Origin of the sequence: Streptomyces vinaceus, from assembly GCF_008704935.1 — a bacterium.
In the GTDB taxonomy this organism is placed as follows: Bacteria; Actinomycetota; Actinomycetes; order Streptomycetales; family Streptomycetaceae; genus Streptomyces; species Streptomyces vinaceus.
The window spans coordinates 4200444-4227408 of record NZ_CP023692.1; the positions used below are offsets into that span (position 1 = coordinate 4200444).

Consider the following 26965-nt stretch of genomic DNA (forward strand, 5'->3'; position numbering starts at 1 on the left):
CTCAGGCCGTGTCGGCGATGTCGGCGTACCCCTCGATCTCGCGCGGGTCGCGCCGTCCCGGGCCGATGTAGCGCGCCGACGGCCGCACCAGGCGGCCCGTGCGCTTCTGCTCCAGGATGTGCGCCGACCAGCCGGCGGTCCGGGCGCAGGTGAACATGGAGGTGAACATGTGCGCCGGGACCTCCGCGAAGTCCAGCATGATCGCGGCCCAGAACTCCACGTTCGTCGCGAGCACCCGGTCGGGGCGGCGGGCGTGCAGCTCCTCCAGCGCGGCCTTCTCCAGCGCGGCGGCCACCTCGTAGCGCGGGGCGTCCAGCTCCTTGGCCGTACGCCGCAGCACGCGGGCGCGCGGGTCCTCGGCCCGGTAGACGCGGTGCCCGAAGCCCATCAGCCGCTCGCCCTTGTCCAGGGTTTTCTTCACGTACGCCACGGCGTCGCCGGTGCGCTCGATCTCCTCGATCATGCCGAGGACGCGGGAGGGCGCACCGCCGTGCAGCGGCCCGGACATGGCGCCCACGGCGCCGGAGAGGGCGGCGGCCACGTCGGCGCCGGTCGAGGCGATCACGCGCGCGGTGAACGTGGAGGCGTTCATGCCGTGCTCGGCGGCCGAGGTCCAGTACGCGTCGACGGCCTTGACGTGCTTGGGGTCCGGCTCGCCCCGCCAGCGGATCATGAACCGCTCGACGACGGACTCGGCCTTGTCGATCTCGCTCTGCGGCACCATCGGCCGGCCCTGCCCGCGCGCGGACTGCGCGACGTACGACAGCGCCATCACGGCGGCGCGCGCGAGGTTGTCGCGGGCGGTCCGCTCGTCGATGTCGAGCAGCGGTTTCAGACCCCACACGGGGGCGAGCATGGCGAGGGCGGACTGCACGTCGACGCGGATGTCGCCGGAGTGCACGGGGATCGGGAAGGGCTCGGCGGCGGGGAGGCCGGGGTTGAACGCCCCGTCGACCAGCAGGCCCCAGACGTTGCCGAACGAGACGTGTCCGACGAGATCTTCGATGTCGACCCCGCGGTAGCGGAGCGATCCGCCTTCCTTGTCCGGTTCGGCGATCTCGGTCTCGAACGCGACGACCCCTTCGAGCCCGGGTACGAAATCGGACATCAGGCGGCTCCTCAGATAGTGCGAACACGCGCGGCTCCCGGCGTGACTCGCGGTCCGGCGCGGTCATCCCCGTTGATGCCCGGCACGGCCGTCGGTCACCCGTGTGGGGACCTCCGGACCGGCCCCAAGATTTTGGCTGTTCCGGATGGCAGGCGGAAGCGTGACATACGGCACACTGCCGCGAGCACTCCTGCGGCAGGATGGCACGCGTGACCGACCAGGACATTGACCCCGCCACGATGCGCAAGCAGTACCGCTCGGAGATCGTCCACGAGGACGGGCTCGCCGAGGACCCCATGCGGCAGTTCGCCGAGTGGTTCCAGCAGGCCGCGGACTCGCACCTCTTCGAACCCAACGCGATGGTCGTCTCGACGGCGACCCCCGACGGCCGGCCCAGTTCCCGCACGGTGCTGCTGAAGCAGTTCGACGAGCGGGGATTCGTCTTCTACACCAACTACGGCTCCCGCAAGGGCCGTGAGATCGACGCCAACGCGCACGTCGCGCTGCTCTTCCCCTGGCACCCCATCTCCCGCCAGGTCATCGTCACGGGCACGGCCTCGCGGACCGGCCGTGACGAGACGGCGGCGTACTTCCGCTCCCGTCCGCACGGCTCGCAGCTGGGCGCCTGGGCGAGCGAGCAGTCCCGGGTGATCGCCTCCCGCGCCGAGCTCGACCGGCGCTACGCGGAGCTCGCGGAGCGCTACCCCGAGGGCGAGCAGGTCCCGGTCCCGCCCGAGTGGGGCGGCATCCGGGTCGTCCCCGACGGGATCGAGTTCTGGCAGGGCCACGAGAACCGCCTGCACGACCGGCTGCGCTACGTCCTGGAGGACGGGAAGTGGCGTCTGGAGCGCCTGTGCCCGTAGCGCACCGCCGCCCGTAGCGCCCTGGCGTCCGTACGCCCTGGCGCCGACACGCAGACGACCCGCGAGCTCGGGTTTCTCTCCTGCAGTGAGAGAAGCCGGCCGGACGTACCGGCGAGCTCGCGGGTCGGGTGACTGCTTGGGATTGGCGCCTGGCTACCCGCCGGGCACCGCACTGGGTGCGTGCGACGACGGGCCCTTAGCCCGCAGCCACCTCACGCGTCCGGTTTCCGTACATTTCGGGAACCACCTCCCTTCTCGTGTAAGGCAGAGCCTAGAACCGCTGCCCGAGGTCCTCAAGCTATTTATTTCGGGGCGATTCGGGGAATGCGGTGTGGGCTGCGTCACGTTCCAGTTCAATGATCTGACGTGCCGCACACGCGAACACCTGCAGGGGGTGCCAGGTGAGTGCTTCCGGACGTGGTGAGACCACCGACGATCTGCTCGCAGCGCTGCTCGACGGGATGGACGCCGCCTTGTGCGCGTTCGACTCCGACGGCGTGATCACGCACTGGAACCGCGAGGCCGAGCGGATCCTCGGCTGGAGCGCCGCCGAGGCGGTCGGGCGCAAGGGCTTCGCCGGGTGGGCCGTGCGCCCCGCCGACGCGCAGGACGTGGAGGAGCGTCTCATGTCCGCCCAGGACGTGCCCGGGCGACAGGTGCACGAGTTCGCGCTGCTGACCAAGGAGGGCGGACGGGTACTCGTACGGACCCAGTCCGCCGGGGTGCCAGGGGCGGACGGGAAGCCCGCCGGGGTGTACTGCGCCTTCAGCGAGGTGCACGCCCAGATCGACCTGGAGCGGTCCATCGCTCTCAGCGAGGCGCTGATGGACGACGCCTCGTGGGGCGTGGTCCTCGTCGACGTGGACCTGAGGCCCGCGGTGGTCAACGCGCACGCGGCCCGCGCCTTCGGCTCCGGGCGCACCGCGCTGCTCGGGCGGCCGCTGGGGGACCTGCTGGCCCAGGGGGTCGAGGAGCTGGAGGGGGCGCTGCAGCACGTGCTCGCCGAGGGCTCCCCGCCGGCGCCCATGGAGCTGTGGGTGTCGGTCCGCACGCCGGAGGGGGTGCGGCGGCGGTGCTGGCGGTCGGGGTTCCTGCGGCTGGGCTCCCCGCTGGCGGAGGAGCCGGTGCCGCTCGGGGTGGGCTGGCTGTTCCAGGACATCACCGAGGTCCGGCAGGCGGCTCTGGACACGGCGCAGCTGCGCTTCCGGGCCGGCCAGCTGCACCGCTCGGGCCGGGCTGCCGCCGAGTGCGAGGACCCGGCCGAGGCGGCCGCCGTACGACTGGACTTCGCGCTCGCCGGCTTCGCGGAGCACGCGCTGCTCGACGTACTGGAGCGGTCGGGCGATCCGGACCGGCGCCGGCTCGTACGCATGGCGGCGTCACCGCCCCTGCTGCCGGGCGCGGGCGCGCTCCCGGCCCGGTACGCGCCCGGGCACCCGGCGCTCCAGGCGCTGGACCGGATCGGCTCGGTGCGTACGAGCGCTCCGCGCGGGGAGCCGGCCGGGAGCTGGGCGCGGGAGCGGCAGTGGCCCGAGGACGCGGCGCACGTGCTGTGCACGGTGCTGCGCAGCCGCGGACGGACCGTGGGGGCGCTCACCTTCGTACGGGCCGCTTCGCGGGCCGCCTTCGAGCAGGCGGACGCGGCGTACGCGGAGGAGGTGGCGGCCCGGGTGGCGGCCGACCTCGACCTGGCGTCCCGCCCCCGCCCGCCCAGGGACGGGGAGCTGCCCGGCGCGTAGAGGTGCGTGGAGGCGTGTGGACGTGTGGACGTGTGGAGGGGAGGGCCGGTGGCGGAAGGGAGCTCAGTGGCGGAAGAAGATCCGGTCGCCGTACTCCTTGAGGACGCGGCCGTTCCATTCGTGGCCGCCGTCCACGTTGCCCGAGCGCAGCAGCGGGGGCTCCAGGCCGCGGGCGGCGAGCTCGCCGGCGGCCGCCGCCATCACGGCCTGCATGATCGCGCTGGTCACGACGGTGGAGGCGGGGGCGAACGGCGCGTCGATGCCGTCGAGGCTCAGCTCGGCGTCGCCGACGGCGATCTTGCTGTCGAGGACGATGTCGCAGTGGTCCTTGAGGAAGCTGCCGGAGGCGTGCCGCGACTTGGTCCCCGTCGCGTACGCCACCGAGGTCACGCCGATCACCTTGAGGCCGATGGCCCGGGCGTTCATGGCCATCTCCACCGGAAGCGCGTTGCGCCCCGAGAGGGAGATGATCACGAGGACGTCCCCGTCGGTGGCCGGGCTGCTGTCGAGGACGGCCCCGGCGAGGCCGTCCACCCGCTCCAGGGCGCTGCCGAGGGTGGCCGGCATGACGTCGATCCCGACGGTGCCGGGGACCGCGAGGAAGTTCATCAGCGCGAGTCCGCCGGCCCGGTAGACCACGTCCTGCGCGGGGAGCGAGGAGTGCCCGGCGCCGAAGGCGAAGAGCCGGTTCCCGGCGGCCACGGCGTCCGCGATGACGGCGCCGGCCTCGGAGATGTGCGCGGCCTCCTCGGTCCGCACCCGCTCCAGGAGCCCGATCGCTGCGTCGAGGAACTGACCGGCCAGCTTGCTCTCGCTCATACGCCGATGGCCCTTCCAGAGGTGGGGTTCGTCCGTGTCCGCCGCTCACCGTGCGGTCTGGACCAAGGGCGTGTCAATACGAACGTCAATCCCGGGGCCGGGTCGTCCGGGGATGTCCCGGGCGGGGTTGACGTCCGGCACGGGACGGTTGTCGGCGCGATGCGTCAGAATTGGGTGCAGGGCCAGCGCACGATATCCGAGGGGCACGAATGTCCGGACTGATCGATACCACGGAGATGTATCTCCGCACCATCCTCGAGCTGGAAGAGGAAGGCGTGGTCCCCATGCGCGCCCGCATCGCCGAGCGGCTCGACCAGAGCGGCCCGACGGTGAGCCAGACGGTGGCGCGCATGGAGCGCGACGGCCTGGTGGCCGTGGCGAGCGACCGCCACCTGGAGCTGACGGAGGAGGGGCGCCGGCTGGCGACGCGCGTGATGCGCAAGCACCGGCTCGCCGAATGCCTCCTCGTCGACGTCATCGGCCTGGAATGGGAGCAGGTGCACGCCGAGGCCTGCCGCTGGGAGCACGTGATGAGCGAGGCGGTGGAGCGGCGGGTGCTGGAGCTGCTGCGCCACCCGACGGAGTCGCCGTACGGGAACCCGATCCCGGGCCTGGAGGAGCTGGGCGAGAAGGCCGAGGCCGACCCGTTCCTGGAGGACGGCATGGTCAGCCTGTCGGAGCTCGACCCGGGCGCCGACGGCAAGACGGTGGTCGTGCGCCGGATCGGGGAGCCGATCCAGACGGACGCCCAACTGATGTACACGCTGCGGCGGGCGGGCGTGCAGCCCGGCGCGGTGGTCAGCGTGACGGAGTCGCCGGGCGGGGTGCTGGTCGGCAGCGGCGGCGAGGCCGCGGAGCTGGATGCGGAGATCGCCTCGCACGTGTTCGTGGCCAAGCGCTGACGGCCTCGGCACGGGCGGGCGCGCGGCACTGTCGGTGGCAGCACGGTCGATGGTGGGCGTGGGCGGTCCCGGCGCCTTGCGGCGCCGGGACCGGTCCTCCCCTTTGCTGACCCGGAGCCCCGAGCTCTCAAGGTCATCCCCTCGGACCGTCTTCCCCGAGCGGCCCGCCTCCCTGTTGAAAGGATCTCCATCGGCAGGGGCGGCCAATCCTTGAGCAAGGTCACTCGAAAGAGCGGTGTTGAAGGCGAGAACCCCGTTTTCGAATACGGGTTCGATAGTCTGGCCGCGAGCGAAGGGGGTGCATCTGCCGTGGTACAGCGCATCGATGTGACAGGGGCAGACGGTGTGCGCCTGGCCGCCTGGGAGTTCCGGGAATCACCCACGAGTGCGCCCCCGGATCCGGACGTGCCCCGGGTGCTGTTACTCCACGGTCTGATGGGCCGCGCCTTCCACTGGGCGGGCACCGCCCGCTGGCTCTCCGAGCACCGCCGCGTCATCGCCCTCGACCAGCGCGGTCACGGCCAGAGCGAGCGCCCCGCCGCCGGCCCGGGCGCCTCGACCCCCCTGGGACGCGACGCGTTCGTGGCCGATGCAGAGGCCGTCATCGAGCAGCTCGGCCTGGCCCCCGTGACCCTGGTCGGCCACTCCATGGGCGCCCTCACCGGCTGGCAGCTCGCCGCCCGCCGCCCCGACCTGGTCGAGGCCCTGGTCATCTGCGACATGCGCGCCTCCGCCCTCGGCGAGGCCTCCCAGCAGGAATGGGAGGAATGGTTCCGCCGCTGGCCCCTCCCCTTCCCCACCCAGGACGCCGCCCGCCGCTGGTTCGGCGAGGACGATCCCCGGGTGGAGCGCCCCGATCCCGGCCGCGGCGCCTTCTTCGCCGAGGTGATGCACCAGGCCACGGACGGCTGGCGCCCCCTGTTCTCCCGCCGCCAGATGCTGACCGCCCGCGAGACCTGGGTCCACGACGCGCACTGGGAGGAGCTGGCCCAGGTCCGCTGCCCGACCCTGGTCGTCCGCGGCCTCGACGGTGAACTGGGCCGCGCGGAAGCCCAGGAGATGGTCCGCGTCCTGCCGGCCGGCCAGTACGCCGAGATCCCCGACGCCGGCCACTACCTCCACTACGACCAGCCGGCGGCCTGGCGCGCCGCCCTCGAACCCTTCCTGGACCGGATCGCGAGCGCCGCCCGCTGAAGACGCGGGAGGGGGTGACGGGCGCGCAGCCCGTCACCCCCTCCCGCGTACCGGCCGCTCAGCCCTTGCTGACCGCCAGGAGGATCTCCGGCAGGGTCCTGGCCACCATCGGGGCCGCCAGGCGCAGTCCCGCCCAGGCCGCGAAGGTGCCCCAGGCCGCGCCCAGCGGGAGCACGATCCAGGTCAGCGCCTGCTGGTCCGTCACGTTGAGGAAGACCGTCAGTGCGATCACCGGCGAGCAGATCAGCGCCGACACCAGCATGCCGCCGAAGATGCCCGCCCACGCGAGCCCGCCCTGGCCCGGCGCCACGTTCTTGAACGCGCCGTCCGACGGGATCGAGTACGGGAACCGGGCCGAGGCCAGCGCGCCCGTGCACAGCATCGAGCCGAGCAGCGCCAGGCTCACCCCGAGCCCCGCCGGGAGCGCGGCCCAGTCCTCCAGGAGCGCCGCCGTGACCGCCGTCAGCACGACCGTGTACGGGACGGTCACCAGGGCCAGGGCGTACGCGCGGGCGCGCAGCTCCTCGAACGCCTCCCGCGGGGTCGAGATGGTCTGCGCGACCATCCAGAACGCCGAGGTGTCCTGCCCGAACTGGTTGTACATCTGCATGCCCAGCATGCCCGCGCCGAAGCAGGCCAGGTACATCGAGCCCGTGCCCTGCAGGGCGTTGAAGACCGGGACGATCGCACCGACCGCCAGCGCCGTCACCCACGCCGACTTCGTCTTCGGGTCGCGCACCACGTAGCGCAGCGAGCGCTGCATGACCGCGCCCGTCCGGCCGGCCGGCAGGAACGCCCACGCACCGGCGCCGCCCGCGGACTCCCGCTTCCCCGACGGCTTCGCCGCCGCGATCGTCGACCCGTCCGGGGTGACCATCAGCGCGGTCAGGCTCCGCTCCCAGAACCGCAGCAGCAGGACCAGTGCGAGGACGGTCACCGCCAGCTGGCCCGCCGCCACCCCGTACGAGCCCTTGCTCGCCGAGTCCACCATGCCGACGGCCGTCGCGGGCGGCAGCCACCGCACCACGGCCTCGGCCGGCTCCAGCTGCGCGAGCCCGCCCGAATCGAAAAGGCGCTGGCTCGCGAAGTTCGCCACCTGCGCGCCTATCGCGATCAGCAGACCGCTGAGCAGCGCCAGGTCGCGCCCCTTGCGGCTGGTCAGCAGCCGCACGTTGGCCGTGGCCACCGAGCGGGCCAGTGCGACGCAGCCCAGCACCAGCAGCGGCACGGCCACCACGGCCGCCACGATGCCCGCCGCGCCCCGCGCGACGGCCACCACCGAGCCCACCGCCAGGCAGACCGTGAACAGCGGGCCGATGCCGACCAGCGAGGAGGCCAGCAGGGCCCGTACGAGGGGCCGCGGCCGCAGCGGCAGCATGACGAGCCTGCTCGGGTCGAGCGTCTCGTCCCCGCTCGGGAAGAACAGCGGCATGAAGGTCCAGCCCAGCGCCAGGATCGCGGCGAGCAGTACGACGACGGTGCCCGCGTGCGCGTTCCCGTGCAGTACGGCCAGGCCGGTCATCGCGAGGCAGGCCACCGCCAGCGACAGGGCCAGCGAGGTGAAGTACGCGGCCTTGCGCTTCGAGGAGCCCTTGAGCCCGTTGCGGAGCAGCGAGAGCTTGAGGCGGACGAAGACCGAGGTCAGGTTCACCGCGGGAGCGGCGGCCGGGGCCGCGGCCGAGGTGCGCCCGGCCGCCGGGGCGGGGGCGGATGCGGCGCTCATCGGGCGGCCTGCCCGCCGAGCCAGTCCAGCGAGTCCCCGGCGTCGCGCCCGCCCGCGCCGACCAGCTCCAGGAATGCGGCCTGCAGCGAGGGTGCGTCGCCCCGTACGTCGGCCAGCGGGCCCGCGGCGCGGATCCGGCCGGCGGCCATGACGGCGACCCAGTCGCACAGCGACTCGACCAGCTCCATCACGTGGGAGGAGAAGACGACGGTGGCGCCGGACGCCGTGTACCGCTCCAGCACCCCGCGGATGGTCTGCGCCGACACCGGGTCCACGCCCTCGAACGGCTCGTCCAGGAAGAGGACTTCGGGGTTGTGCAGCAGGGCGGCGGCCAGGCCGATCTTCTTCCGCATGCCCGTCGAGTAGTCCACGACCAGCTTGTGCTGCGAGCCCGCGAGGTCGAGCACGTCCAGCAGCTGCGTGGCCCGCTTGTCGGTCTCGTCGCCCGGCAGCCCGCGCAGCCGGCCCATGTAGCCGAGCAGTTCGCGCCCCGAGAGGCGCTCGAACAGCCGCAGGCCCTCCGGCAGCACGCCGATCCGCGACTTCACCTCGACCGGGTCGCTCCACACGTCGTGTCCGGCGACGAAGACCCGCCCCATGTCCGGGCGCAGCAGCCCGGTCACCATCGACAGCGTCGTCGTCTTGCCCGCGCCGTTCGGCCCGACCAGGCCGATGAACTGCCCCGCGGGCAGCTCCAGATCGATCCCCGCGACCGCGACCTGCTCGCCGAAGCGCTTCCACAGGCCCTCGACCCGTACCGCCGCCCGTCCGGCGGACGGCGCGGATCGCGCGCCGTCCCGTCCGTCCGTCCCGCCCGTCGCAACTGCCTGGTCCGGCATGTGCGCCTGCCTCTCGTCCTGATCCCCGTGGTCTTGCCCTTCTCACGATAGGAGGGCGGGGAGGGGCTGGGCAGTTACTTATGTTATGAGTTCCCGGGCACGAACATCCCGGTCCTGACCTGCGATCTCGGCGGTTCGGCTCAGGCGCCCCGCCGGTCCCGGTCCGCCGCAGCCTCGCGTCCGCACGCGTACGCCAGCGCCGCGATCAGCTCCTCGGTGTCCGGCAGCCACCGGTTGGCCGGGGTGGGCCGCCGCGCCCACTGGACCGCGCCGCGGCCGCCGAAGCGGGTGGGCGGGGCGGCCACGTACTCGCCCTCGCCCCGCGCGGTCAGGTCGATCGAGGCGGGCGACCAGCCCAGCTTGCGCACCAGGTCCGGCACCTTCGCCCCGGCGCCCGGCAGGACGAAGAACAGCATGCGGTGGTCGGGCGTCAGGGCGACCGGGCCGAGGGTGCGCTCCATCCGCTCCAGGCGCGCCAGCGCCAGGAACCCGGCCGAGTCAGGCACGTCCAGCGCGTCGAAGGTCCGCCCCGTCGGCAGCAGGATCGAGGCCTCGGGCCGCTTCGCCCAGATCCGCCGCACCTGGACGGCGCTGCCCGTGGCCAGAGCCGCCCAGTCCTTCACCGTGGGGTGGGCGCCGGGCGCCGGGCAGTCCTGCGCCCCGCAGGAGCACACCTCCCGCCCGTCCGCGGACTCCAGCCAGGTGCCGGCGAAGACGTCCCAGTGCCGTTCTTCCGCGTACCGCACGGCATGGTCCAGCAGCTGCTCGCCGCGCTGCTTGGGGATGGGTGCGGTCTCCGTGACTCCGATGGTCTCTTCCACGCCCATCACAACTCCCGGGGTCACTCGGGGTTACGGGCGTAAACCGGCCGGTGGCCGGAGCATCGATCCTGCATACGGGGCGCACTGGAGCACGTGTGGGGGCGCGTAGGAGGTCGGGGCGCCGGAGTTGGGTAGCGACACGACGCAGAGCGGATGATTCTCCGCAACTCAGGCGGGAAGTGATCATTCCAACGATCACCCGCGGCTACTGGGGGTTTTCATGGCAGCCAGGCCTCTCGTCGCGCGCCAGCCGAATGAACGGCTTCAGGCGCTCATCCAGGAAGCCGGGTGCTCGAACGCCGGGCTCGCCCGGCGCGTCAACATGTGCGGGGCCGAACACGGCCTCGATCTCCGCTACGACAAGACGTCGGTGGCCCGGTGGCTGCGCGGTCAGCAGCCGCGCGGCCGGGCGCCGGGCATCATCGCCGAGGCGCTGGGGCGCAAACTCGGCCGGACCGTCACCATCGACGAGATCGGCATGGCCAACGGCAAGAACCTCGCCTCCGGCATCGGCCTGCAGTTCTCCCCGACCGTCGTCGGCGCCATCGAGCAGGTCAGCGAGTTGTGGCGGAGCGACGTCGGCCGCCGCGACTTCCTTTCGGGCTCCAGCGTGGCCGCTTCGGCGCTGGTCGAGCCGAGCCGCGACTGGCTGATCACCGGCGCCGACGCGCAGGTGGCGCGCAGCGGCGGCTCGCGCGTCGGGATGCCGGACGTGGAGGCGGTACGGGCGACCACCGACGCCCTCAAGGAACTCGACCACCGCTTCGGCAGCGGGCACGTGCGGCCCGTCGTCGTGCACTACCTCAACTCCGTGGTCTCAGGGCTGATCGGGGGCTCCTACCGGGAGCCGGTCGGGCGAGCGCTGTTCGCGGCGGTGGCCAGACTGACCGAGCTGGCCGGGTACATGGCGGTGGACACCGGCCAGCCGGGTCTGGCTCAGCGCTACTACATCCAGGCGCTGCGGCTGGCGCAGGCGGCCGGGGACCGGGCGTACGGGGGCTACGTGCTCGCGGCGTCGATGAGCCACCTCGCGGCGGAGCTGGGCAACCCGCGGGAGATCGCGCAGCTGGCGCGGGCCGCGCAGGAGGGGACCCGCGGGCAGGTCACGCCGCGGGTGGAGGCGATGTTCTACGCCGCCGAGGCGCGCGGGCACGCGCTGCTGGGCGACGCCCGGGCCACGGCGGTGCTGTCCTCGCGGGCGGTGACGGCGCTGGAGCGGGCGGAGCCGGAGTCGGGCGACGACCCGGTGTGGATCCGGCACTTCGACGCGGCGTACCTCGCGGACGAGCTGGCGCACTGCCACCGGGACCTGGGCCAGGCGGACGCGGCGGCCCGGCAGGCGCAGGAGGCGCTGCGGGGGCTCCCGGCGGGGAAGGAGCGGCGCCGGTCGATCGGGCTGCTGCTGCTGGCGGCGGCGCAGGTGCAGCAGCGCGAGGTGGAGCAGGCGTGCCAGACGGCCGCGAAGGCGGCCGAGCTGCTGTCGGGGCTCCGCTCGAACCGGGGTGCGGAGTACCTGGACGACTTCCGGACCCGCCTCGCCCCGTACCGCGAGGAGCCGGCGGCCCGCGAATTCACCGCGCGGCTGGAGGTGGTGGCGTAGGGGGGGTGTCTCGCCGATCGGTCCGGGGGGCCTCCGGCGGCGGGGGGTGACCGGGTAGCGTGAGCCGACGATTCGGAATACCGGAGTGGTCGGCGAAGGAGTCCCGGTGACGGAGAGCGGACAGGGCGGCAGCCCGCAGGCGGGCACGCCGTGGGGCCCCGACCCGGCGTACCCGCAGCCCGGCTACGGATACCCGCCACCGGCGCAGCCCGAGCCGGGCCGGCCGGCGTACGGCTACCCGCCGGCCGCGGGCCAGGCCCCGGCGGGCCCGCCGCAGCCGGAGGGCCAGCCGCAGCCGGGCCCGCCCGCCCACGCCCAGCCGCCCGCGCCGGGGCAGGCGCCGCCCGGGCACGTGGTGGGGCCCGGGTACGAGGGGCCGGGGGCGCCGCACGGGTACGGCTACCCGCCGCTGCCCGAGGCGGTCACCCAGTACATCCCGCCGGTCCCGGCCGGTGACGAGGGCGCGGCCCCCTACCCGCCGGTCCCGGGCGCGCCCGCGCACGACGAGGGCGCCACCCAGTACATCCCGCCGGTCCCGGCCGGTGACGAGGGCGCGACCCAGTACATCCCGCCGGTGCCCCCCGGCGCCGCGCACGAGGAAGCGGCCACCCAGTACATCCCGCCCGTACCGGGCGGTGCCGGGCCCGGCGAGGCCGCCACGCAGTACATCCCGCCCGTCACCGACGGGTTCGACGCGCTGTTCCGCGAGGAGGGACAGGGCGCCGGGCACACGCGGCAGTTGCCGCCCGTGCAGGAGCCGGTGCTGCGGCAGCCGCCGCCGCGGGGGTACCCGCCGCGCGGGCAGCGGCCCGGACCGGCTCAGCCCCAGCCGTTCCCCCAGCCTCCGCAGGCCCAGCAGCCCCAGCCGTTCCAGCAGCACCCGCAGGCCCAGCAGCACCCCCAGCAGCAACCGCAGTACGCCCCGCCCCCGCCCCCGCCGGAGGCCGGCCGCCGCGTGCCGGCCTGGGTGATCGCCGCCGTCGTCATCGGCCTGGCCGTCGTCGGGCTCGGTGTCGGGGCGCTGCTCAGCGACGGCAAGAAGCAGAACAACGACCCCGCGGCGGCGGACGCGACCCCCAGCGCCGGAAGCTCGGCCGCGGCGGGCGCCGAGGCGCCCGTGGACCCGGCCCGCTCCCAGGCCGTCCAGCTGGACAAGCTCCTCGCGGACAGCAACGACAGCCGTGCCGCCGTGATCCGCTCCGTCGACGACATCAAGGGCTGCCGCAACCTCGGCCAGGCGGCCACCGACCTGCGCGACGCCGCCCGCCAGCGCGAGGAGCTCGTCACCCGGCTCCAGGACCTGAAGATGGACCAGCTCCCCGACAACGCGAAGCTGGCCGCCGCGCTCACCAAGGCCTGGCAGTCCTCCGCGGCCGCCGACAACAGCTACGCGGCGTGGGCGGACGACACCGCCGCCGACAAGAAGGGCTGCAAGGACGGGCAGGCCAAGGGCACCGGCAACGCCAACGAGGGCAACAAGGCGAGCGGCGAGGCGACCAAGGCGAAGGAGTCGGCCGCGACCATGTGGAACGCGATCGCGGCCAAGTACGCCCTCACCAAGCGGGACAAGTCCCAGCTCTGAGCGACGGGCGGAGCGCTACGCCGCGCGCGGCGCCTGCTCCAGGGTCTCCGTCATGTCCATCGACGCCTCGCCGCCCTGCTGGGCGACGAGGCGGCCGGCCTGGACGACCTGGAAGTTGACCCGCCCGTTCACCATGCGCGGGAAGCCGGCGACGGCGCGCATGTCCTTGTAGCGCCAGCTGAGGTCCGGGGTCAGCCCGCCGGTCTTGACGGGCTCCTCCTGGCTCAGCATGCGCGCCACCTTGCGCGCCGTGACGTCCTCGTCGGGCCCCAGCCGCTTCAAGGTCTCGCTGAGGACCGTGTACGCGATCCAGGTGGTCTGCGTTCCGCTGTCGTCCGGGTCCACCGCGTCGTTGCCGAAGGCGCGCTCGGAGATCACCTTGCGCATCGGCTCCCACAGCGCATCCGTGGAGACCGGGTACCAGCTGGTGACGTACGCGCCCTCGAAGGGGCTCTCCTTGCCGCCGGTACGGTCGACCACGGCCTGGCTGACACTGCCGAGGACCGAGGAGATCTGCGGGTTCTTGTGCTTGGAGTCCTCGCGCCGGAACGCGTCGAAGAAGGTCTCGGTGCGCTCGCCGAGCACGGCCGTCACGCAGCCGCGGTCCTTGCCGCCCGAGGAGTTGGCCAGTGCCTCGCGGGCCTGCGCGATGTAGTCCGCGGAGTCCTCGGCGGCCCGGATGTCGTTGGCCTCGGGCGCCTTGTTGAGCTTCAGTCCGGCGTTGAGCAGGATCGGCATGGAGTCGCCGGCGAGGGTGTCGGGGCGGACGATGGCCACCTGGCTGCAGGCCTTGCCGAGCTGGTGTCCGGCGCCGGCGAGGAGTGCGGGCTGGCCGCCGTTGACCGGGTAGGACAGGGTGCTCTGGAACTCCTCGGAGGAGACTCCGTACCCGCCTACGAAGGGGATGCCCTCGGCCTCCAGCGGGGCCATGAAGGCGCGTCCGTGCTGGCTGTACGAGCCGACGACGGCGACGGCCTTCTCGTCGATGGCCTTGCGGGCGCAGTCGGCGGCGCCGGTCGGGGTGTTCTTCTCGTTGCAGGTCAGGACGCGCAGTTTGTGGCCGTTGATACCGCCCTTGGAATTGATCCAGGCCTCGTAGGCCTTGGCCATCCCCGGCATTCCCGGCATATTGGTCGCCTTGGTGTCCTGCGGCGCGAAGGTCATGACCGTGATGGTCGACCCGGAGCCCCCCGGGCTCCCGGGGAGCACCCCGCATCCCGCGACGAGACACGCCCCCGTCGCCGTTGCCACCAGGGTGCGGGTCAGGGAAGCCGTGCGTCGCCATTTGGTCATGTCCACGCACGCTTCCGCCCCACGGGTAACTGAAGAGTGAGAAGGGCACAACGCTGGGTGACGTGAAGGTGAATTACCGGGGCCGGATTGCGCACAGGTGCTTCAAGATCGCGCAAGCCGTGAACGTAACATCGCAAGCGTGACATTCGCCCAAGGTTCGAAGAACTCTTCCCGCCGCGGTGGCCGCTCCTCCACCATGGGCGGCATGCCCCTGAACGACATGCCCTGGTGGCGCTGGCGCAGCAACGTGCGCTCGGCGCTCCACATGCTTTCCGACCCGGTCTTCCACGAGGAGACCTGGCTCGCCGGCGGCGAGGGGTACGGGGACGTCACAGACGCCGTGTACCGCCTCGTCGAGGACACCTGGCTCGACAGCTGGTCCGCCGAGAAGTACGTCGGCACGATCTTCCGCGACTCCCAGGAGGCCGCGCTCGTGGACCTCGCGGTGCTGCGCGTGCTGCGGATCCTGCACCAGGTCGGGCCCGACGCCCCCGTCACCGCCTACCTGGAGCACCACGCCTGGCCCGAGGCGGTCCGTGCCGCGCGCGAGGCGCACGTACGGCTGGCGACGGCGGACGGGGACGAACCGGACGCACCGCCGCGGTCCTTGGAAGTGCTGAGGATACTGACCCGCGCGGTGTGAGCCGCGGGGTGTGAAAGGCTGTGGGGTCATGAGCGACGACCCGCAGACCCAGGCCCCCCAGCAGTACGTACTGACCCTGTCATGCCCGGACAAGCAGGGCATCGTGCACGCCGTGTCCAGTTACCTGTTCATGACCGGGTGCAACATCGAGGACAGCCGGCAGTTCGGCGACCACGACACCGGCCTCTTCTTCATGCGGGTCCACTTCTCCGCCGACGCTCCGGTGACGCTCGACAAGCTGCGGGCCAGCTTCGCCGCGATCGGCGACTCGTTCCGGATGGACTGGCAGATGCACCGCTCCGACGAGCGGATGCGGATCGTCCTCATGGTGTCGAAGTTCGGGCACTGCCTGAACGACCTGCTCTTCCGCTCCAGCATCGGCGCGCTGCCGGTCGAGATCGCGGCGGTGGTCTCGAACCACACGGACTTCGCCGAACTGGTGCGCTCCTACGGAGTCCCCTTCCACCACATTCCGGTGACCAAGGAGACGAAGGCCGATGCCGAGGCGCAGCTGCTGGCGCTGGTGCGGGCCGAGAACGTCGAGCTCGTGGTGCTGGCCCGGTACATGCAGGTGCTGTCGGACACCCTGTGCAAGGAGCTGAGCGGCCGGATCATCAACATCCACCACTCCTTCCTGCCGAGCTTCAAGGGTGCGAAGCCGTACCACCAGGCGCACGCGCGCGGTGTGAAGCTGATCGGTGCCACCGCGCACTACGTGACGGCCGACCTCGACGAGGGCCCGATCATCGAGCAGGAGGTCGAGCGGGTCGGCCACGAGGTGACCCCGGACCAGCTCGTGGCCATCGGGCGCGACGTGGAATGCCAGGCGCTGGCGCGCGCCGTGAAGTGGCACAGCGAGCACCGCGTGCTCCTGAACGGCACCCGCACGGTCGTCTTCGCGTAGCCCGGCCCGGCCCCCGCCGGTGCGGCGGTGGCTCCGGCGGGGACGGGCGGGGACCAGGGCGACCTAGAGCCGGCTGAGCGAGGCCGCCGCGAACAGGACGTCGCGGATGGCCTCGCGGTCGCCGTGCTGGCCCACGGCCGCCTCCTCCGGGGAGATGTGCCCCGCTGCCAGCTGGCAGAACTCGGCGCCGTCCATCGCGATCTGCGCCACCGTGTGCTCCGCCGACGGTTTCGCCGCCGGGGAGTCCAGGGCGATGTCCCAGCTGCCGCCGCCCGCGCCCTCGATCTCCAGGTGCAGGGTCCGCCCCGGAGCGCCCGCCGCGACCAGGCCGCGCGCCGGGGCGGCGAGGCCGGCCCGGCGCCGGTGGGCCAGCGCGCTCGGCAGCAGCCGCGCCGCCAGGTCGATCATCCGGTGCAGGTGCGGCCCGGACGGCGGGTCGTACGGGTAGTCCACCGCCTCCGCGATGTCCCAGGCGTGCACTCAGCACTCGAAGGCCCGCTCCAGGAAGGCGTCCCCGAGCGGCAGCGCGAAGGGGCCGTAGTCCACCGACAGTTCCCCGACGCCCCGGCCCGCGAACGACACCGTCCGTACCAGCGTGTGGCCCTGCTCCCGCCACGGCTCGCGGATCCGCCGGGTGATCGGCTGCTCGGCGGAGCTCCAGTAGTGCTCCGTACGGTCCGTGGCGCCCGCCGGGGCCTCCGGGCCGAGCGGGTCGTCCAGGCCCAGCGCCGTCGCGATCAGCCCGTCCACCGTCAGCAGGTGCCCGATCACCCCGGCCACCGTCGTCCGGCGCGAGCGCCGCTGCTCCTCCTCGAACCACTTCAGCCGGACCGGGGTCTGCCACTCCGAGTCGCCGAAGTCCCGCAGCAGCGCGTCGAGCCGCGCGGTCTCCGTGTCGTACGGGTTCGCCCACGCGGGCACCGGGATGCGGGCCGGCCGCCTGCCGAGGCAGTCCTCCAGGACCCGTGACCGCAGGAGCGGCTTGAGGTCCAGGTTGTCCTCGGGGTGCAGCAGGCCGACCGCGTCGCGCAGCCGCAGGGCCTCCTCGGCGCACTGCGCGCACTCGGTGAGGTGGTCCTCGACGGCCTGGGTCTCCTCGGCGGAGCAGGCCGCCAGCGCCCACGCACCGAGCAGGGACTTCAGTACGGCGTGGGTGCGCGGAGGCTCGGGCAGCGGCTCGGGCGCGTGCCGCGGGTCGAGGTCGTCGGCGGCCCCGCGCGGACCCGGTATGCGCGCCGGACCCCCGGGGCGCTGCTCCTCGTGTCCCTCGTCGGGCGGGTCGGCGGGGCCGTTCATCGGGGGGATCCATATCCGGGCGGAGCGGTGTCCTCCTGCGGGAGGACGTTGGCGGTCGACAGCAGCTGGAGGCCCAGGCGCAGCCTGCGCCGGGCCTCGTCCTCGCTGATGCGCAGGTCGGCGGCGGCCTGCCGGTAGTTCCGGCGCTTGAAGTACGCGAGCTCCAGCGCGGCGCGCAGCGGCGCGGGCATCGACGTGACGATGTAGTCCGCGCGCGCGGCGGCGCTGGCGCTGCGCACCTTCTGTTCGAGCTCCTCGCGCGAGCCGCGGCCGAGTTCGGTCTGGCGCAGCCGGGCCACGGCCTGGCCCTGGGTGATCCGGGCGACCCAGGAGCGCATGGAGCCCTGCTTGGGGTCGTACGCGTCGGGGTTCTCCCAGATGTAGCCGAACACCTCGCGGGTGATCCGGTCCGCGGCGCCCTCGTCGCCGAGGACGCGGTGGGCCAGGCCGTGCACGAGCGAGGCGAAGCGGTCGTACAGCTCTCCGAGCGCGGCGGCCTCGCCGCGGGCGAGGCGCTGCTGCATGCGGCGGTCCCAGCGCGGTGGTACGTCCTTCGGCATAACTGCCCCCAGCCGTGTGTCGACGCCTCGAATGTAGTCGCCACAGGCGGGTTCGCGCCCGTTTTGGGGGAACGCGGTCCAGGAAGAGTGCCCTGCGTGATAGGTGCGGCGCGGGGTGTGAACGGTGGTGCGGGATCCGGCACATGGGTACAGGTGTACGCGCCCCGCCGCGCTTCCCGTGCGCGGGTTCGATGCGGCCATCTGCTTGACGACTTCGCTTAACGGGCAGGCCACGTAGGGCTTACGCTCCTGCCTTGTCTTGAACTGAACTCCACCGCACATGTGAAGGCGGAACGCCGCATATGGACAGCGCAGAATACGAGCGCAAGATCGCCGCCCGGTTTGCCACCTTCGACCAGGACGGGAACGGATACATCGACCGCGAGGACTTCAGCGCGGCCGCGAAGGCCGTCCTGGCCGAATTCGGCACCACCGCGCGGTCGGACAGGGGCCAGGCCGTCTTCGCCGGCGCGGAGGCCTTCTGGCAGGGGATGGCCGGGATCGCGGACGTCGACGGGGACCAGCGGGTGACCCGCGAGGAGTTCATCACCGGCGCGGCGAAGCGGCTGCGGGACAACCCGCAGCGGTTCGCGGAGATCGCGCGGCCGTTCCTGCACGGGGTGATCGCGGTCGCGGACGAGGACGGCCTCGGTACGACCCCGCAGGCGGCGGCCCGCGTCCTGCGCGTCCTGGGCACCCCGCCCGAACTGGCCGACGACGTGGCCCAGGCCCTGGACGCCGATGCCGACGGCCGCATCACCGAGGACGAGATCCTGACTGCCTTCGCCGCGTACTGCGGCGTCGAGGCCCCGGACGCATAGGGAGTGTCGTCAAAGTGGCGTCGGCCGCCCGTCAGGGCGGTGGTCGGCGGGGTCTGGTGCGTGCGATCGCAAGGCGGAGGAGGGAATCGACGCGGTGGGGGCACCTCCCAGCGGTAGCTGGGGGACGTCGGTGACCGACGACAACGCGGCGAGCGGGCGTGCCAGACCCCGCCGACCAGACGGGACTTTGACGACACGACCTAGCCGGCGCCCGGCGGACCGGACCGCCGGGCGGCGGCCCGTACCGGGTGCGCCGCGCGGCGGTCCGCCGCGCCCTAGGCGAAGCGTTCGCGGAGCTTGTACTTGAGGACCTTGCGCAGGGTCTCGTTGCGGGGCAGGGCCTCGACCAGTTCCAGCTGTTCCGGGAGCTTGTGCGGGGACAGGCCCTGGGCGCGCAGGTGGGCCGTCAGCTGCGGGAGGGTCAGGGGGGCCGCGCCCGGCGGCTGTTCCACCACCGCGCAGACGCGCTCTCCGCGCTCCGGGTCCGGGAGGCCGATCACGGCCACGTCGCCGATGGCCGGGAGCAGGTGCAGCAGGTCCTCGATCTCCTTCGCGGAGATGTTCTCGCCCTTGCGGATGATCACGTCCTTGCTGCGGCCGGTGAGGACGAGGTAGCCGTCCGGCGTCAGGTGGCCGAGGTCCCCGGTGATCAGGTAGCCGTCGGCGTCGAAGACCTCGGCCGGGCGGCCCTCCCGGTTCAGGTAGCCCTGGCAGACCGCCTCGCCGCGCAACCGGACCTCGCCGTCGGTGTCCGGGGGCAGGGGCGTGCCGTCGGGGGCGGTGATGCGGATCGACATGCCGGCCGGGGGGCGGCCCTCCGTCGTGGCGAGGTGCTCGGCGCTGTCGTCCGGTGAGCCCATCGTGATCATCGGGACCTCGGTCATGCCGTAGCCGTGGGTCAGTTCGCAGCCCAGTTCGCGCACGACCGCGTGGTAGATCTCGGGGGGCTTGGGCGCGCCGCCGCCCGCGAGGAGGCGCAGGGTGGGGATCAGCTTGGCGGACGGGTCCTTGCGCTGCTCCGTCAGGAACATCGAGTAGAAGGCCGTGGAGCCGCCGGCCACCGTGACCCCGTGGCGCCGGTAGCCGTCCAGGGCGTCCGGCAGCGCGAACTTCTCGAAGAGCACCGCGGGGAAGCCGTACAGGAGCAGCATCACCAGGTAGTCCGGTCCGCCTATGTGCGCGTACGGGAAGGCGATCGAGCCGACGTCGGCCGGCCCCAGCCGCAGGGCGTGGGCCAGGCAGGAGCCGCCCGCGATCAGCGAGCGGTCGGTGTGCAGGACGCCCTTGGGGTCGGAGGTGGTCCCCGAGGTCCAGTAGATCCACCGCACGTCCGTGCCGTTCGCGGGCGGCGCGGGCAGTACGGCCGGATCGCCCGTCGGCAGCTCCTCGTACGCCTCGAAGACCCCGCGCGCGCCGAGCCGCCCGGCCATCGCGGTGTGGTCGAAGCCCCGCCAGACGCCCGGGACGGCGAAGTGCTCGGCCTTGGACTCGCGCAGCGCGAAGCCCGCCTCGCGGTCCCGGTAGAAGGGGATCACCGGGGTCTGGACGGCCCCGATGCGGGCCAGGGCGAGGGAGAGCAGGACCGTCTCGATCCGGGTGGGCAGCTGCCAGGCGACGACCGTGCCGGGGCGTACGCCCCTCCCGTACAGCCCCGCCGCCACTCGTTCGGAGCGCTCGCGCAGCTCGGCGAAGGTGAGCGTGCGGTCGTCGGCGGGGTCCTCGGCCGCCTCGATCAGCACGGGGGCGCCGGGGGTCAGCGCGGCCCGCGCCGTGACCAGCTCCCACAGGGTGGGTGAGTGGCTCAGCCGTACCGCCGTGTCCTTGGTGTCCGCCATTGCCGGCCTCCCGTAGCTGACGCCCAGTCAGATCCAGCCAGAGCGTAGGGCTCCGGCGCTTGTCGGTCCAGGGGTGGCGGGGCTAGCGTGCTTTCTGACGCTCCATCAGATTCACCGGATTCATCGGCTCGCGAGGGGACACCATGGAACTGGAACTGCCTCGGATCATCAGCGTCGACGACCACGTCATCGAACCCGCGCACCTCTTCGACGTCTGGCTGCCGGCCAAGTACCGCGACCGCGGGCCCAAGGCGCTCACCGCCGGCATCGGCGAGCTCCAGTACACCGGCGGCAAGTACGTGATCTCCATGGACCCCGAGGGACCGCCGACCGACTGGTGGATCTACGAGGACCTGAAGTTCCCGTACAAGCGCAACATCGCCGCCGTCGGCTTCGACCGGGACGACATGACCCTCGAAGGCATCACACGCGAGGAGATGCGCCGCGGCTGCTGGGACCCCAAGGCGCGCCTCGCCGACATGGACCTCAACCACGTCGAGGCCTCGCTCTGCTTCCCGACCTTCCCGCGCTTCTGCGGCCAGACCTTCGCCGAGGCCCACGACAAGGAGGTGGCCCTCGCCTGCGTGCGCGCCTACAACGACTGGATGGTCGAGGAGTGGTGCGGCGACAGCGGTGGCCGGCTCATCCCGCTGTGCATCATCCCGCTCTGGGACATCGACCTCGCCGTCGCTGAGATCCGCCGCAACGCCGCCCGCGGGGTGCGCGCCGTGACCTTCTCCGAGATCCCCACCTACCTCGGGCTCCCCTCCATCCACTCCGGCTACTGGGACCCCTTCTTCGCCGTCTGCCAGGAGACGGGCACGGTCGTCAACATGCACATCGGGTCCAGCTCCCAGATGCCCGCCGCCTCGCCCGACGCGCCGCCCGCCGTCCAGGCCTCGCTCAGCTTCAACAACGCCATGGCCTCGATGATGGACTTCCTCTTCAGCGGGGTCCTCGTGAAGTTCCCGACGCTGAAGCTGGCCTACAGCGAGGGCCAGATGGGCTGGATCCCGTACGCCCTGGAGCGCGCCGACGACGTCTGGCAGGAGCACCGCGCCTGGGGCGGGGTCCGCGACCTGATCCCCGAGCCGCCGTCCACGTACTACTACCGGCAGATGTTCTGCTGCTTCTTCCGCGACAAGCACGGCATCGCCTCGCTCGACGTCGTCGGCCGCGACAACGCCACCTTCGAGACCGACTACCCGCACGTGGACTCGACCTTCCCGCACACCAAGGAGGTCGCCCTCGACCACGTGAAGGGGCTGGACGACGAGACGGTCCACAAGCTGATGCGCGGCAACGCCATCCGCATGCTCGGCCTGGACCTCGTCTGATGGATCTGACGTACACCGACGAGGAGCGGGACTTCCGCGCCCGGCTGCGCGAATGGCTCGGCAAGACCCTGCCCGAGCTGCCGGCCCGGCCGTCCCCCGACGACTGGCCGGGCCGGCGCGCGTACGACGCCGGCTGGCAGCGCCGGCTGTACGACGCCGGGTACGCCGGGCTGCACTGGCCCGTGGACGCGGGCGGGCGCGGGGCCACCCCCACCCAGCACCTGATCTTCCTGGAGGAGAGCGAGCGCGCCGGAGCCCCGTACGTCGGCGCCAACTTCGTCGGGCTCCTGCACGCCGGACCGACCATCGCCGCCGAGGGCACGGCGGAGCAGCGCGCGCGCTGGCTGCCGCCCGTACTGCGCGGGGACGAGGTGTGGTGCCAGGGGTTCAGCGAGCCCGGGGCGGGCTCCGACCTGGCCGCGCTGCGCACCCGCGCCGTGCGCGACGGGGACGACTACGTGATCACCGGCTCGAAGATATGGACCTCGCACGCGGAGGTCGCCGACTGGTGCGAGCTGCTCGTACGGACGCGGCCCGTCAGCGAGGCCTTTCCCAAGCACCGGGGGATCTCCTGGCTGGCCATGCCCATGGACGCGCCCGGGGTCACGGTGCGGCCGCTGCGCACCCTCGCCGGGTCGACCGAGTTCGCGGAGGTGTTCCTCGACGAGGTGCGCGTGCCCGTCGCCAACCGGGTCGGGGCGGAGGACGACGGCTGGCGCGTCACGATGGTCACCCTCTCCTTCGAGCGGGGGACGGCCTTCGTCGGCGAGGTCGTGGCCTGCCGCCGCACCCTGGGCGAGCTCGCGGCGGCCGCGCGGGCGAACGGCCGCTGGGACGATCCGGTGCTGCGGCGCCGGCTCGGGCGGCTGTACGGGGAGTTCGGCGCGCTGTGGCGGCTCACCCAGTGGAACGTCAGCGAGTCCGAGGCCTCGGGCGGGGTGCCGGGCGTCGGCGGCTCGGTCTTCAAGCTGGCCTACTCGCACGCGCGGCAGGAGCTGTACGACGCCGCCGCCGAGGTGCTGGGCGCGCAGTCCCTCGCGCTGGAGGGGGAGTGGACCCTGGACCGGCTCTCGTCCCTCTCGTACACGATCGCGGCGGGCACCTCGCAGATCCAGCGCAACATCGTCGCCGAGCGGATCCTCGGCCTCCCGAAGGGCCGGTGAGGGCCGTGGACTTCCGGTTGACGGACGAGCAGCGCGACCTGCGGGCGGGCGTACGGGAACTGCTGGCGGGCCGGTACGGGCGCGAGGCGCTGCGGGCCTCGGTGGACGCGGGCGGGGCCCTGGACCGGGGGCTGTGGCGGGAGCTCGGCGAGGCCGGGTTCTTCTCGCTGCGGCTCCCGCAGGAGCGCGGCGGGGTCGGGGTCGGACTGCCCGAGGCCGCCCTCGTCTTCGAGGAGGCGGGGCGGGCGCTGCTGCCGGGGCCGCTCGTCGCCACGCACCTGGCGGCGGGGTCGGTTCCGGGGGCGGCCGAGGGAACGGCCGTGGTCACGGCGTTCGACCTCGGCGGATCCCTCGTGACCCACCTCGGGGAGGCGGACGCGGTGCTCGGCGCGCCCTCGCTCCCCGCGGGCGAGCCGGTGCCCTCGGCGGACCCGCTCACCCCGCTGCACCGGGTGGCCCGGCCGCCGGCCGGCGCAGGGGCGCGGGCGTACCGCGACGAGGGCGCGCTGCTCACGGCGGCGCTCCAGGCCGGCAGCGCGCTGCGCACGGTGGAGCTGGCGGTGCGGTACGCGGGCGAGCGCGAGCAGTTCGGGCAGCCGATCGGGGCCTTCCAGGCGGTCAAGCACCTGTGCGCGCAGATGCTGGTGCGGGCCGAGGTGGCCCGTACGGCGGTGTACGCGGCGGCCGTGACCGCGGATCCGGCGGAGGTGGCCGGGGCCAAGCTGCTGGCCGACGAGGCCGCCGTACGCAACGCCCGCGACTGCCTCCAGGTGCACGGCGGGATGGGCTTCACGTGGGAGGCGGACGTGCACCTGCACCTCAAGCGGGCCTGGGTGCGCGCCGAGCAGTGGCGGACGGCGGGGGAGGCGGAGGAGGCGCTGGCGGCCGAGCTCGCGGCCGGGCTCGCGGCCGGTCCGGCGGTCGGTCCGGCGGCCGCTTCGGGGTAGCTCGCTGTCACGAAGACCGGCGGGGCGGGGCACGGTCGGGACGACCCGGGACGCATGTCCGATTACAGAGAGTTGATATCGGTTTGTGTCCTTGGCCCGGCCCCTTGCGGCCCGGACTCGGGGGCCTGCTCCGGTACGCTCCCGGGAATGCGAGCGGCACGGCAGCGCGAGGGACGCGCAGTATGCACCACGCCTACTCCTTCGCGCTGGAATATGCCCGAAGCGCTTGTTGTGGTGACTGTATGTCAACCATGCTGCTCCGCAAGGGGATCACAGTCGGTGATTCCATCCTGTCGCGAGGCGAAGTGTCCGCCGGTTCGGATGGTGTGAGCGGTGCAGGTGCTTCAGGTGCAGCTGGAGGTAGGACCGGACCCCGCCGAGGTCGGCCGGGCGCGCCGCTGGGCGCGCTCCCGGCTGGCGGGGTCGGGCATAGGGGACGACGAACCGCTCGCCGAGACGCTGATCCTGCTGATCTCCGAGCTGGTCACCAACGCGGTCGTGCACACCGGCTGCCCGGCCGTCCTGCGGATGCTCTTCCGGGAGCCGGGCGTACGGGTCGAGGTCGCCGACACCAGCTCCCGGGGGCCGGCCCGGCGGCAGGCCGCCGGGGACGACACGGGCGGGCGCGGGCTGGAGCTGGTGGACGGCCTGGCCGACCGCTGGGGCTGGCAGCGCGAGGGTGCGGGCAAACGGATCTGGTGCGAGATCGACCGCGCGGACAAGCCCGAAGACGGCCGCTCGGCGTGGGAACCGCGCGTGTACCTCTAACGAGGTGTTGACGGTTCGTCAACTGTTGATCACCCTTGTACTGAGCGATTCGTCGCGAGGGGACGCCAAGGGCAGACCTTGACGAGTGCGGGTCGTGGGGTGGCGGCTTGTCGTGCCGTGCTCGGGGCGCGCACGACCGTACGCCGCCACCCACTGGTTCGCGTGCCGCCCCGCCGGCGCCTGCCGGCGCTCACCGGGGCGGCGCGACCAGGCCCATTTCGTAGGCCTTGATGACCAGTTGCACCCGGTCCCGGGCGTCCAGCTTGGTCAGCAGCCGGGCCACGTGCGATTTCGTCGTCGCCACCGTGATGAACAGGTCCTGCGCTATCTCGCTGTTCGACAGGCCCCGCCCCACCAGCGTCAGCACCTCCTGCTCCCGGCCCGTGATCGCCGGGACGCGCTCGGGGGCGGGCGCCGGGCCCGCGGCGAAGTCCGCTATCAGGCGGCGCGTGACGCCCGGCGCGATGAGGGCGTCGCCCGCCGCGACCACGCGGACGGCGGCGAGGATGTCGTCCAGCGCCATGTCCTTCACGGCGAAACCGCTGGCGCCGGCGCGCAGCGCCCCGTACACGTGCTCGTCCTCGTCGAAGGTGGTCAGGATCAGCACGCGGGCGCCCCCGGGACCGTCGGCGGCCGTGAGCCGGCGGGTGGCCTCGATGCCGTCCATCTCCGGCATGCGGATGTCCATCACCACCACGTCGGGAGCGAGCTCGGCGGCCATGCGGACCGCCTCGGCGCCGTTCGAGGCCTCGCCCACGACCTCCAGGTCCGGGGTGTCGGCCATGAGGACGCGCAGCCCCGAGCGCACCAGGGGCTGATCGTCGGCGAGCAGTACGCGGACGTTGCCGCTTCCGTTGCCGTTGCCGTTGCCGTTGCCGCTTCCGGTGCCGCCGCTCATCGCTTCTCCCCGGGTCGTCCCGTCCCGGGCCGTGCGGCCGCGGGTCGTGCCGGCGCGGCTGCGTCGACCGGCAGGGCCGCGGCCACGCGGAAGCCGCCTCCGGGCCGTGGGCCGGCCTCGAATCGGCCGCCCAGCAGGGTGGCGCGCTCCCGCATGCCGGTGAGGCCGAATCCGGCGCCCGGCGTGGAGCCGTCCGGGAGGCCGCGCCCGTCGTCGGTGATCTCCAGGGCCAGTTCTTCCGGCCCGTACGCGATCTCCACCCGGCAGCCGTCGGCGCCCGCGTGGCGGACCACGTTGGTCAGCGCCTCCTGCACGATGCGGAACGCGGCGAGCTCGATGTCGGCCGGCAGCGGGCGCCGCTCCCCCGACCACACCAGGTCCACCCGTACGCCGGTGTCGGCCGCGGTGGCGGCGGTCAGCCGGTCGACGCCGTCCAGGCCCGGTGCGGGCGCCGTCGGTGCGGGCTCGCTGCGGCGCAGCGCGACCAGCGTGCGGCGCAGCCCCGCGAGCGTCTCGCGGCTGGTGGCCTCGATGGCCCGCAGCGCCTCGCGGGCCTGCGCCGGCTGGGTCTCGATGACCCGGCTGCCGACCCCGGCCTGGATGGCGATGACGCCGATGCTGTGGGCGACCATGTCGTGCAGCTCACGGGCGATGCGCAGCCGCTCGTCGGTGAGGGCCTGCTCGGTGGCGCGCGCCTGTGCCCGCGCCGCGGACTCGCGGCCGCGCCGTACGGAGTCGCCCATCAGCCAGCCGAGGACGACGACCGGCAGCTGGCTCTGGGACAGGACCCGGGCGGCGGACCCCTCCGCGGGCACCGCGAACTGGGCGGTGATCAGCAGCAGGACGGTGAGGCCCAGGGCCGACAGGGTCACCGGGCGCGAGCGGGTGGCCGCGACCGTCCCCAGGGCCACCGCGGCGGGGACCACCAGCGTGATCGTGAGGGCGGGGGCGCGGGCGAGGAAGAGCATCAGGTACGTGCCGAGGAGCATCAGGGCGAGGGTGGCGAGCGGTGCCCGCCGCACCAGGAGGGCGCCGGTCAGCACGCCGATGAGCGCGAGGAGCGGTCCCACCTGGAAGATCTGGTTCCCCGCGCCGAGGGGGACGCGGAAAGCGAGGTTCGACAGCAGGAGAGTGCCGAGCGCGGCGCCCGCCCACAGGGCCGCGACCTGCCATCGGAACGCCGGCCGACCCCCGTCCACCTGGCTCGATGAGGTGTTCATGCCGCGACCCTAACGACCCCTGCGGGTACGGACATCCGCCCCCGGGATGCATCCCGGGGGAGGGTTTCGGACCCGGTGGTAACCAGGCAT

At 73.1% G+C, this 26965-nt stretch carries 23 protein-coding genes and 1 pseudogene; 13 read left to right on the forward strand and 11 right to left on the reverse strand.

Annotated features, from left to right (window positions below; all coding sequences use genetic code 11):
- Window position 1 precedes the first annotated feature (1 nt).
- A complete protein-coding gene (locus CP980_RS18965) occupies window positions 2-1108 on the reverse strand; it encodes a citrate synthase 2 (RefSeq protein ID WP_099891331.1) in 1107 nt (368 codons plus the stop codon).
- Window positions 1109-1308: 200 nt separating this feature from the next.
- Here CP980_RS18965 and pdxH point away from each other — a divergent pair, with 200 nt between their 5' ends.
- Both pdxH and CP980_RS18975 read left to right on the forward strand, forming a co-directional pair.
- Window positions 1309-1971 (forward strand): pyridoxamine 5'-phosphate oxidase, encoded by a 663-nt coding sequence (gene pdxH / locus CP980_RS18970; protein ID WP_180291085.1) that lies wholly within the window; start codon window positions 1309-1311, stop codon window positions 1969-1971.
- Between the two features lie 401 nt (window positions 1972-2372).
- On the forward strand, window positions 2373-3710 hold the full coding sequence (locus CP980_RS18975) for a PAS domain-containing protein (protein WP_132757684.1): 1338 nt from the start codon (window positions 2373-2375) through the stop codon (window positions 3708-3710).
- 63 nt (window positions 3711-3773) lie between these two features.
- Here CP980_RS18975 and CP980_RS18980 read toward each other — a convergent pair whose 3' ends face one another.
- Window positions 3774-4529 carry an SIS domain-containing protein gene (locus CP980_RS18980; RefSeq protein WP_150528668.1) on the reverse strand — a complete coding sequence of 252 codons (756 nt, stop codon included), beginning with the start codon at window positions 4527-4529 and terminating at the stop codon, window positions 3774-3776.
- Window positions 4530-4738: 209 nt separating this feature from the next.
- On the opposite strand from CP980_RS18980, the gene CP980_RS18985 reads away from it, so the two are divergent.
- Together CP980_RS18985 and CP980_RS18990 are read left to right on the forward strand one after the other, a co-directional pair.
- Window positions 4739-5431: an iron-dependent transcriptional repressor DtxR gene (locus CP980_RS18985; RefSeq protein ID WP_132757682.1), complete on the forward strand. Its 693-nt coding sequence runs from the start codon at window positions 4739-4741 to the stop codon at window positions 5429-5431.
- Window positions 5432-5740: 309 nt separating this feature from the next.
- Window positions 5741-6625, forward strand: a complete 885-nt coding sequence (locus tag CP980_RS18990) for an alpha/beta fold hydrolase (protein WP_123513931.1) — start codon at window positions 5741-5743, stop codon at window positions 6623-6625.
- A 58-nt stretch (window positions 6626-6683) separates the two neighbouring features.
- Here CP980_RS18990 and CP980_RS18995 read toward each other — a convergent pair whose 3' ends face one another.
- From CP980_RS18995 to CP980_RS19005, 3 genes are all read right to left on the reverse strand, one after another.
- Entirely contained in the window at window positions 6684-8348 is a 1665-nt protein-coding gene (locus tag CP980_RS18995) for a transporter (RefSeq protein ID WP_150528669.1), read from the reverse strand.
- Window positions 8345-9187, reverse strand: coding sequence for an ABC transporter ATP-binding protein (locus CP980_RS19000; RefSeq protein ID WP_132757678.1), 843 nt, complete (start codon window positions 9185-9187; stop codon window positions 8345-8347). Before CP980_RS19000 ends, CP980_RS18995 begins: the two co-directional genes overlap by 4 nt.
- 140 nt (window positions 9188-9327) lie before the next feature.
- Window positions 9328-10008 carry a bifunctional DNA primase/polymerase gene (locus tag CP980_RS19005; protein WP_132757676.1) on the reverse strand — a complete coding sequence of 227 codons (681 nt, stop codon included), beginning with the start codon at window positions 10006-10008 and terminating at the stop codon, window positions 9328-9330.
- Between the two features lie 220 nt (window positions 10009-10228).
- On the opposite strand from CP980_RS19005, the gene CP980_RS19010 reads away from it, so the two are divergent.
- Together CP980_RS19010 and CP980_RS19015 are read left to right on the forward strand one after the other, a co-directional pair.
- On the forward strand, window positions 10229-11608 hold the full coding sequence (locus CP980_RS19010; RefSeq protein ID WP_132757674.1) for an NsdA family TPR-like regulatory protein: 1380 nt from the start codon (window positions 10229-10231) through the stop codon (window positions 11606-11608).
- Window positions 11609-11714: 106 nt separating this feature from the next.
- Window positions 11715-13190: a hypothetical protein gene (locus CP980_RS19015; RefSeq protein WP_229907298.1), complete on the forward strand. Its 1476-nt coding sequence runs from the start codon at window positions 11715-11717 to the stop codon at window positions 13188-13190.
- A gap of 15 nt (window positions 13191-13205) precedes the next feature.
- Here CP980_RS19015 and CP980_RS19020 read toward each other — a convergent pair whose 3' ends face one another.
- Window positions 13206-14483 (reverse strand): ABC transporter substrate-binding protein, encoded by a 1278-nt coding sequence (locus CP980_RS19020; RefSeq protein WP_150528671.1) that lies wholly within the window; start codon window positions 14481-14483, stop codon window positions 13206-13208.
- Between the two features lie 196 nt (window positions 14484-14679).
- Between CP980_RS19020 and CP980_RS19025 the strand changes: the two genes are divergently transcribed.
- Window positions 14680-15126, forward strand: a complete 447-nt coding sequence (locus CP980_RS19025; RefSeq protein ID WP_099891350.1) for an SCO4402 family protein — start codon at window positions 14680-14682, stop codon at window positions 15124-15126.
- A gap of 28 nt (window positions 15127-15154) precedes the next feature.
- A complete protein-coding gene (purU, locus tag CP980_RS19030; protein WP_132757669.1) occupies window positions 15155-16030 on the forward strand; it encodes a formyltetrahydrofolate deformylase in 876 nt (291 codons plus the stop codon).
- Window positions 16031-16093: 63 nt separating this feature from the next.
- Here the strand turns inward: purU and CP980_RS19035 are convergent.
- Both CP980_RS19035 and CP980_RS19040 read right to left on the reverse strand, forming a co-directional pair.
- A pseudogene (locus CP980_RS19035) lies at window positions 16094-17326 on the reverse strand (zf-HC2 domain-containing protein).
- Window positions 17323-17886, reverse strand: a complete 564-nt coding sequence (locus tag CP980_RS19040) for a sigma-70 family RNA polymerase sigma factor (protein ID WP_150528672.1) — start codon at window positions 17884-17886, stop codon at window positions 17323-17325. Before CP980_RS19040 ends, CP980_RS19035 begins: the two are co-directional and overlap by 4 nt.
- 302 nt (window positions 17887-18188) lie before the next feature.
- Between CP980_RS19040 and CP980_RS19045 the strand changes: the two genes are divergently transcribed.
- The gene (locus CP980_RS19045; protein ID WP_132757663.1) at window positions 18189-18707 is read left to right on the forward strand and encodes an EF-hand domain-containing protein; all 519 of its coding nucleotides are present in this window, start codon (window positions 18189-18191) and stop codon (window positions 18705-18707) included.
- Between the two features lie 275 nt (window positions 18708-18982).
- Here the strand turns inward: CP980_RS19045 and CP980_RS19050 are convergent, their stop codons facing one another.
- On the reverse strand, window positions 18983-20542 hold the full coding sequence (locus CP980_RS19050) for a class I adenylate-forming enzyme family protein (RefSeq protein WP_150528673.1): 1560 nt from the start codon (window positions 20540-20542) through the stop codon (window positions 18983-18985).
- A 143-nt stretch (window positions 20543-20685) separates the two neighbouring features.
- Between CP980_RS19050 and CP980_RS19055 the strand changes: the two genes are divergently transcribed.
- From CP980_RS19055 to CP980_RS19070, 4 genes are all read left to right on the forward strand, one after another.
- Window positions 20686-21879, forward strand: coding sequence for an amidohydrolase family protein (locus CP980_RS19055; RefSeq protein WP_099891362.1), 1194 nt, complete (start codon window positions 20686-20688; stop codon window positions 21877-21879).
- Entirely contained in the window at window positions 21879-23042 is a 1164-nt protein-coding gene (locus CP980_RS19060; RefSeq protein ID WP_150528674.1) for an acyl-CoA dehydrogenase family protein, read from the forward strand. The genes CP980_RS19055 and CP980_RS19060 overlap by 1 nt, the downstream gene beginning before the upstream one ends.
- A 5-nt stretch (window positions 23043-23047) precedes the next feature.
- Window positions 23048-23989 (forward strand): acyl-CoA dehydrogenase family protein, encoded by a 942-nt coding sequence (locus CP980_RS19065; RefSeq protein WP_150528675.1) that lies wholly within the window; start codon window positions 23048-23050, stop codon window positions 23987-23989.
- 333 nt (window positions 23990-24322) lie between these two features.
- On the forward strand, window positions 24323-24757 hold the full coding sequence (locus CP980_RS19070) for an ATP-binding protein (protein ID WP_099891368.1): 435 nt from the start codon (window positions 24323-24325) through the stop codon (window positions 24755-24757).
- Between the two features lie 190 nt (window positions 24758-24947).
- On the opposite strand, the gene CP980_RS19075 is transcribed toward CP980_RS19070, so the two are convergent.
- Both CP980_RS19075 and CP980_RS19080 read right to left on the reverse strand, forming a co-directional pair.
- Window positions 24948-25655, reverse strand: coding sequence for a response regulator (locus CP980_RS19075; protein WP_150528676.1), 708 nt, complete (start codon window positions 25653-25655; stop codon window positions 24948-24950).
- Window positions 25652-26875 carry a sensor histidine kinase gene (locus CP980_RS19080; protein ID WP_150528677.1) on the reverse strand — a complete coding sequence of 408 codons (1224 nt, stop codon included), beginning with the start codon at window positions 26873-26875 and terminating at the stop codon, window positions 25652-25654. Before CP980_RS19080 ends, CP980_RS19075 begins: the two co-directional genes overlap by 4 nt.
- Between the last annotated feature and the right edge of the window lie 90 nt (window positions 26876-26965).

Excerpts from the sequence above, each read along its gene's own strand:
- CP980_RS19075 (WP_150528676.1), bottom strand. The coding sequence starts at position 25,655 with ATGAGCGGCGGCACCGGAAGCGGCAACGGCAACGGCAACGGCAACGGA.
- CP980_RS18965 (WP_099891331.1), bottom strand. The coding sequence starts at position 1,108 with ATGTCCGATTTCGTACCCGGGCTCGAAGGGGTCGTCGCGTTCGAGACC.
- CP980_RS19040 (WP_150528672.1), bottom strand. The coding sequence starts at position 17,886 with ATGCCGAAGGACGTACCACCGCGCTGGGACCGCCGCATGCAGCAGCGC.
- CP980_RS19080 (WP_150528677.1), bottom strand. The coding sequence starts at position 26,875 with ATGAACACCTCATCGAGCCAGGTGGACGGGGGTCGGCCGGCGTTCCGA.
- CP980_RS19025 (WP_099891350.1), top strand. The coding sequence starts at position 14,680 with ATGGGCGGCATGCCCCTGAACGACATGCCCTGGTGGCGCTGGCGCAGC.
- CP980_RS18980 (WP_150528668.1), bottom strand. The coding sequence starts at position 4,529 with ATGAGCGAGAGCAAGCTGGCCGGTCAGTTCCTCGACGCAGCGATCGGG.
- CP980_RS19055 (WP_099891362.1), top strand. The coding sequence starts at position 20,686 with ATGGAACTGGAACTGCCTCGGATCATCAGCGTCGACGACCACGTCATC.
- CP980_RS19000 (WP_132757678.1), bottom strand. The coding sequence starts at position 9,187 with ATGCCGGACCAGGCAGTTGCGACGGGCGGGACGGACGGACGGGACGGC.
- CP980_RS19050 (WP_150528673.1), bottom strand. The coding sequence starts at position 20,542 with ATGGCGGACACCAAGGACACGGCGGTACGGCTGAGCCACTCACCCACC.
- CP980_RS18995 (WP_150528669.1), bottom strand. The coding sequence starts at position 8,348 with ATGAGCGCCGCATCCGCCCCCGCCCCGGCGGCCGGGCGCACCTCGGCC.
- CP980_RS19020 (WP_150528671.1), bottom strand. The coding sequence starts at position 14,483 with ATGACCAAATGGCGACGCACGGCTTCCCTGACCCGCACCCTGGTGGCA.
- pdxH (WP_180291085.1), top strand. The coding sequence starts at position 1,309 with ATGGCACGCGTGACCGACCAGGACATTGACCCCGCCACGATGCGCAAG.
- purU (WP_132757669.1), top strand. The coding sequence starts at position 15,155 with ATGAGCGACGACCCGCAGACCCAGGCCCCCCAGCAGTACGTACTGACC.
- CP980_RS19010 (WP_132757674.1), top strand. The coding sequence starts at position 10,229 with ATGGCAGCCAGGCCTCTCGTCGCGCGCCAGCCGAATGAACGGCTTCAG.
- CP980_RS18985 (WP_132757682.1), top strand. The coding sequence starts at position 4,739 with ATGTCCGGACTGATCGATACCACGGAGATGTATCTCCGCACCATCCTC.
- CP980_RS19045 (WP_132757663.1), top strand. The coding sequence starts at position 18,189 with ATGGACAGCGCAGAATACGAGCGCAAGATCGCCGCCCGGTTTGCCACC.
- CP980_RS19060 (WP_150528674.1), top strand. The coding sequence starts at position 21,879 with ATGGATCTGACGTACACCGACGAGGAGCGGGACTTCCGCGCCCGGCTG.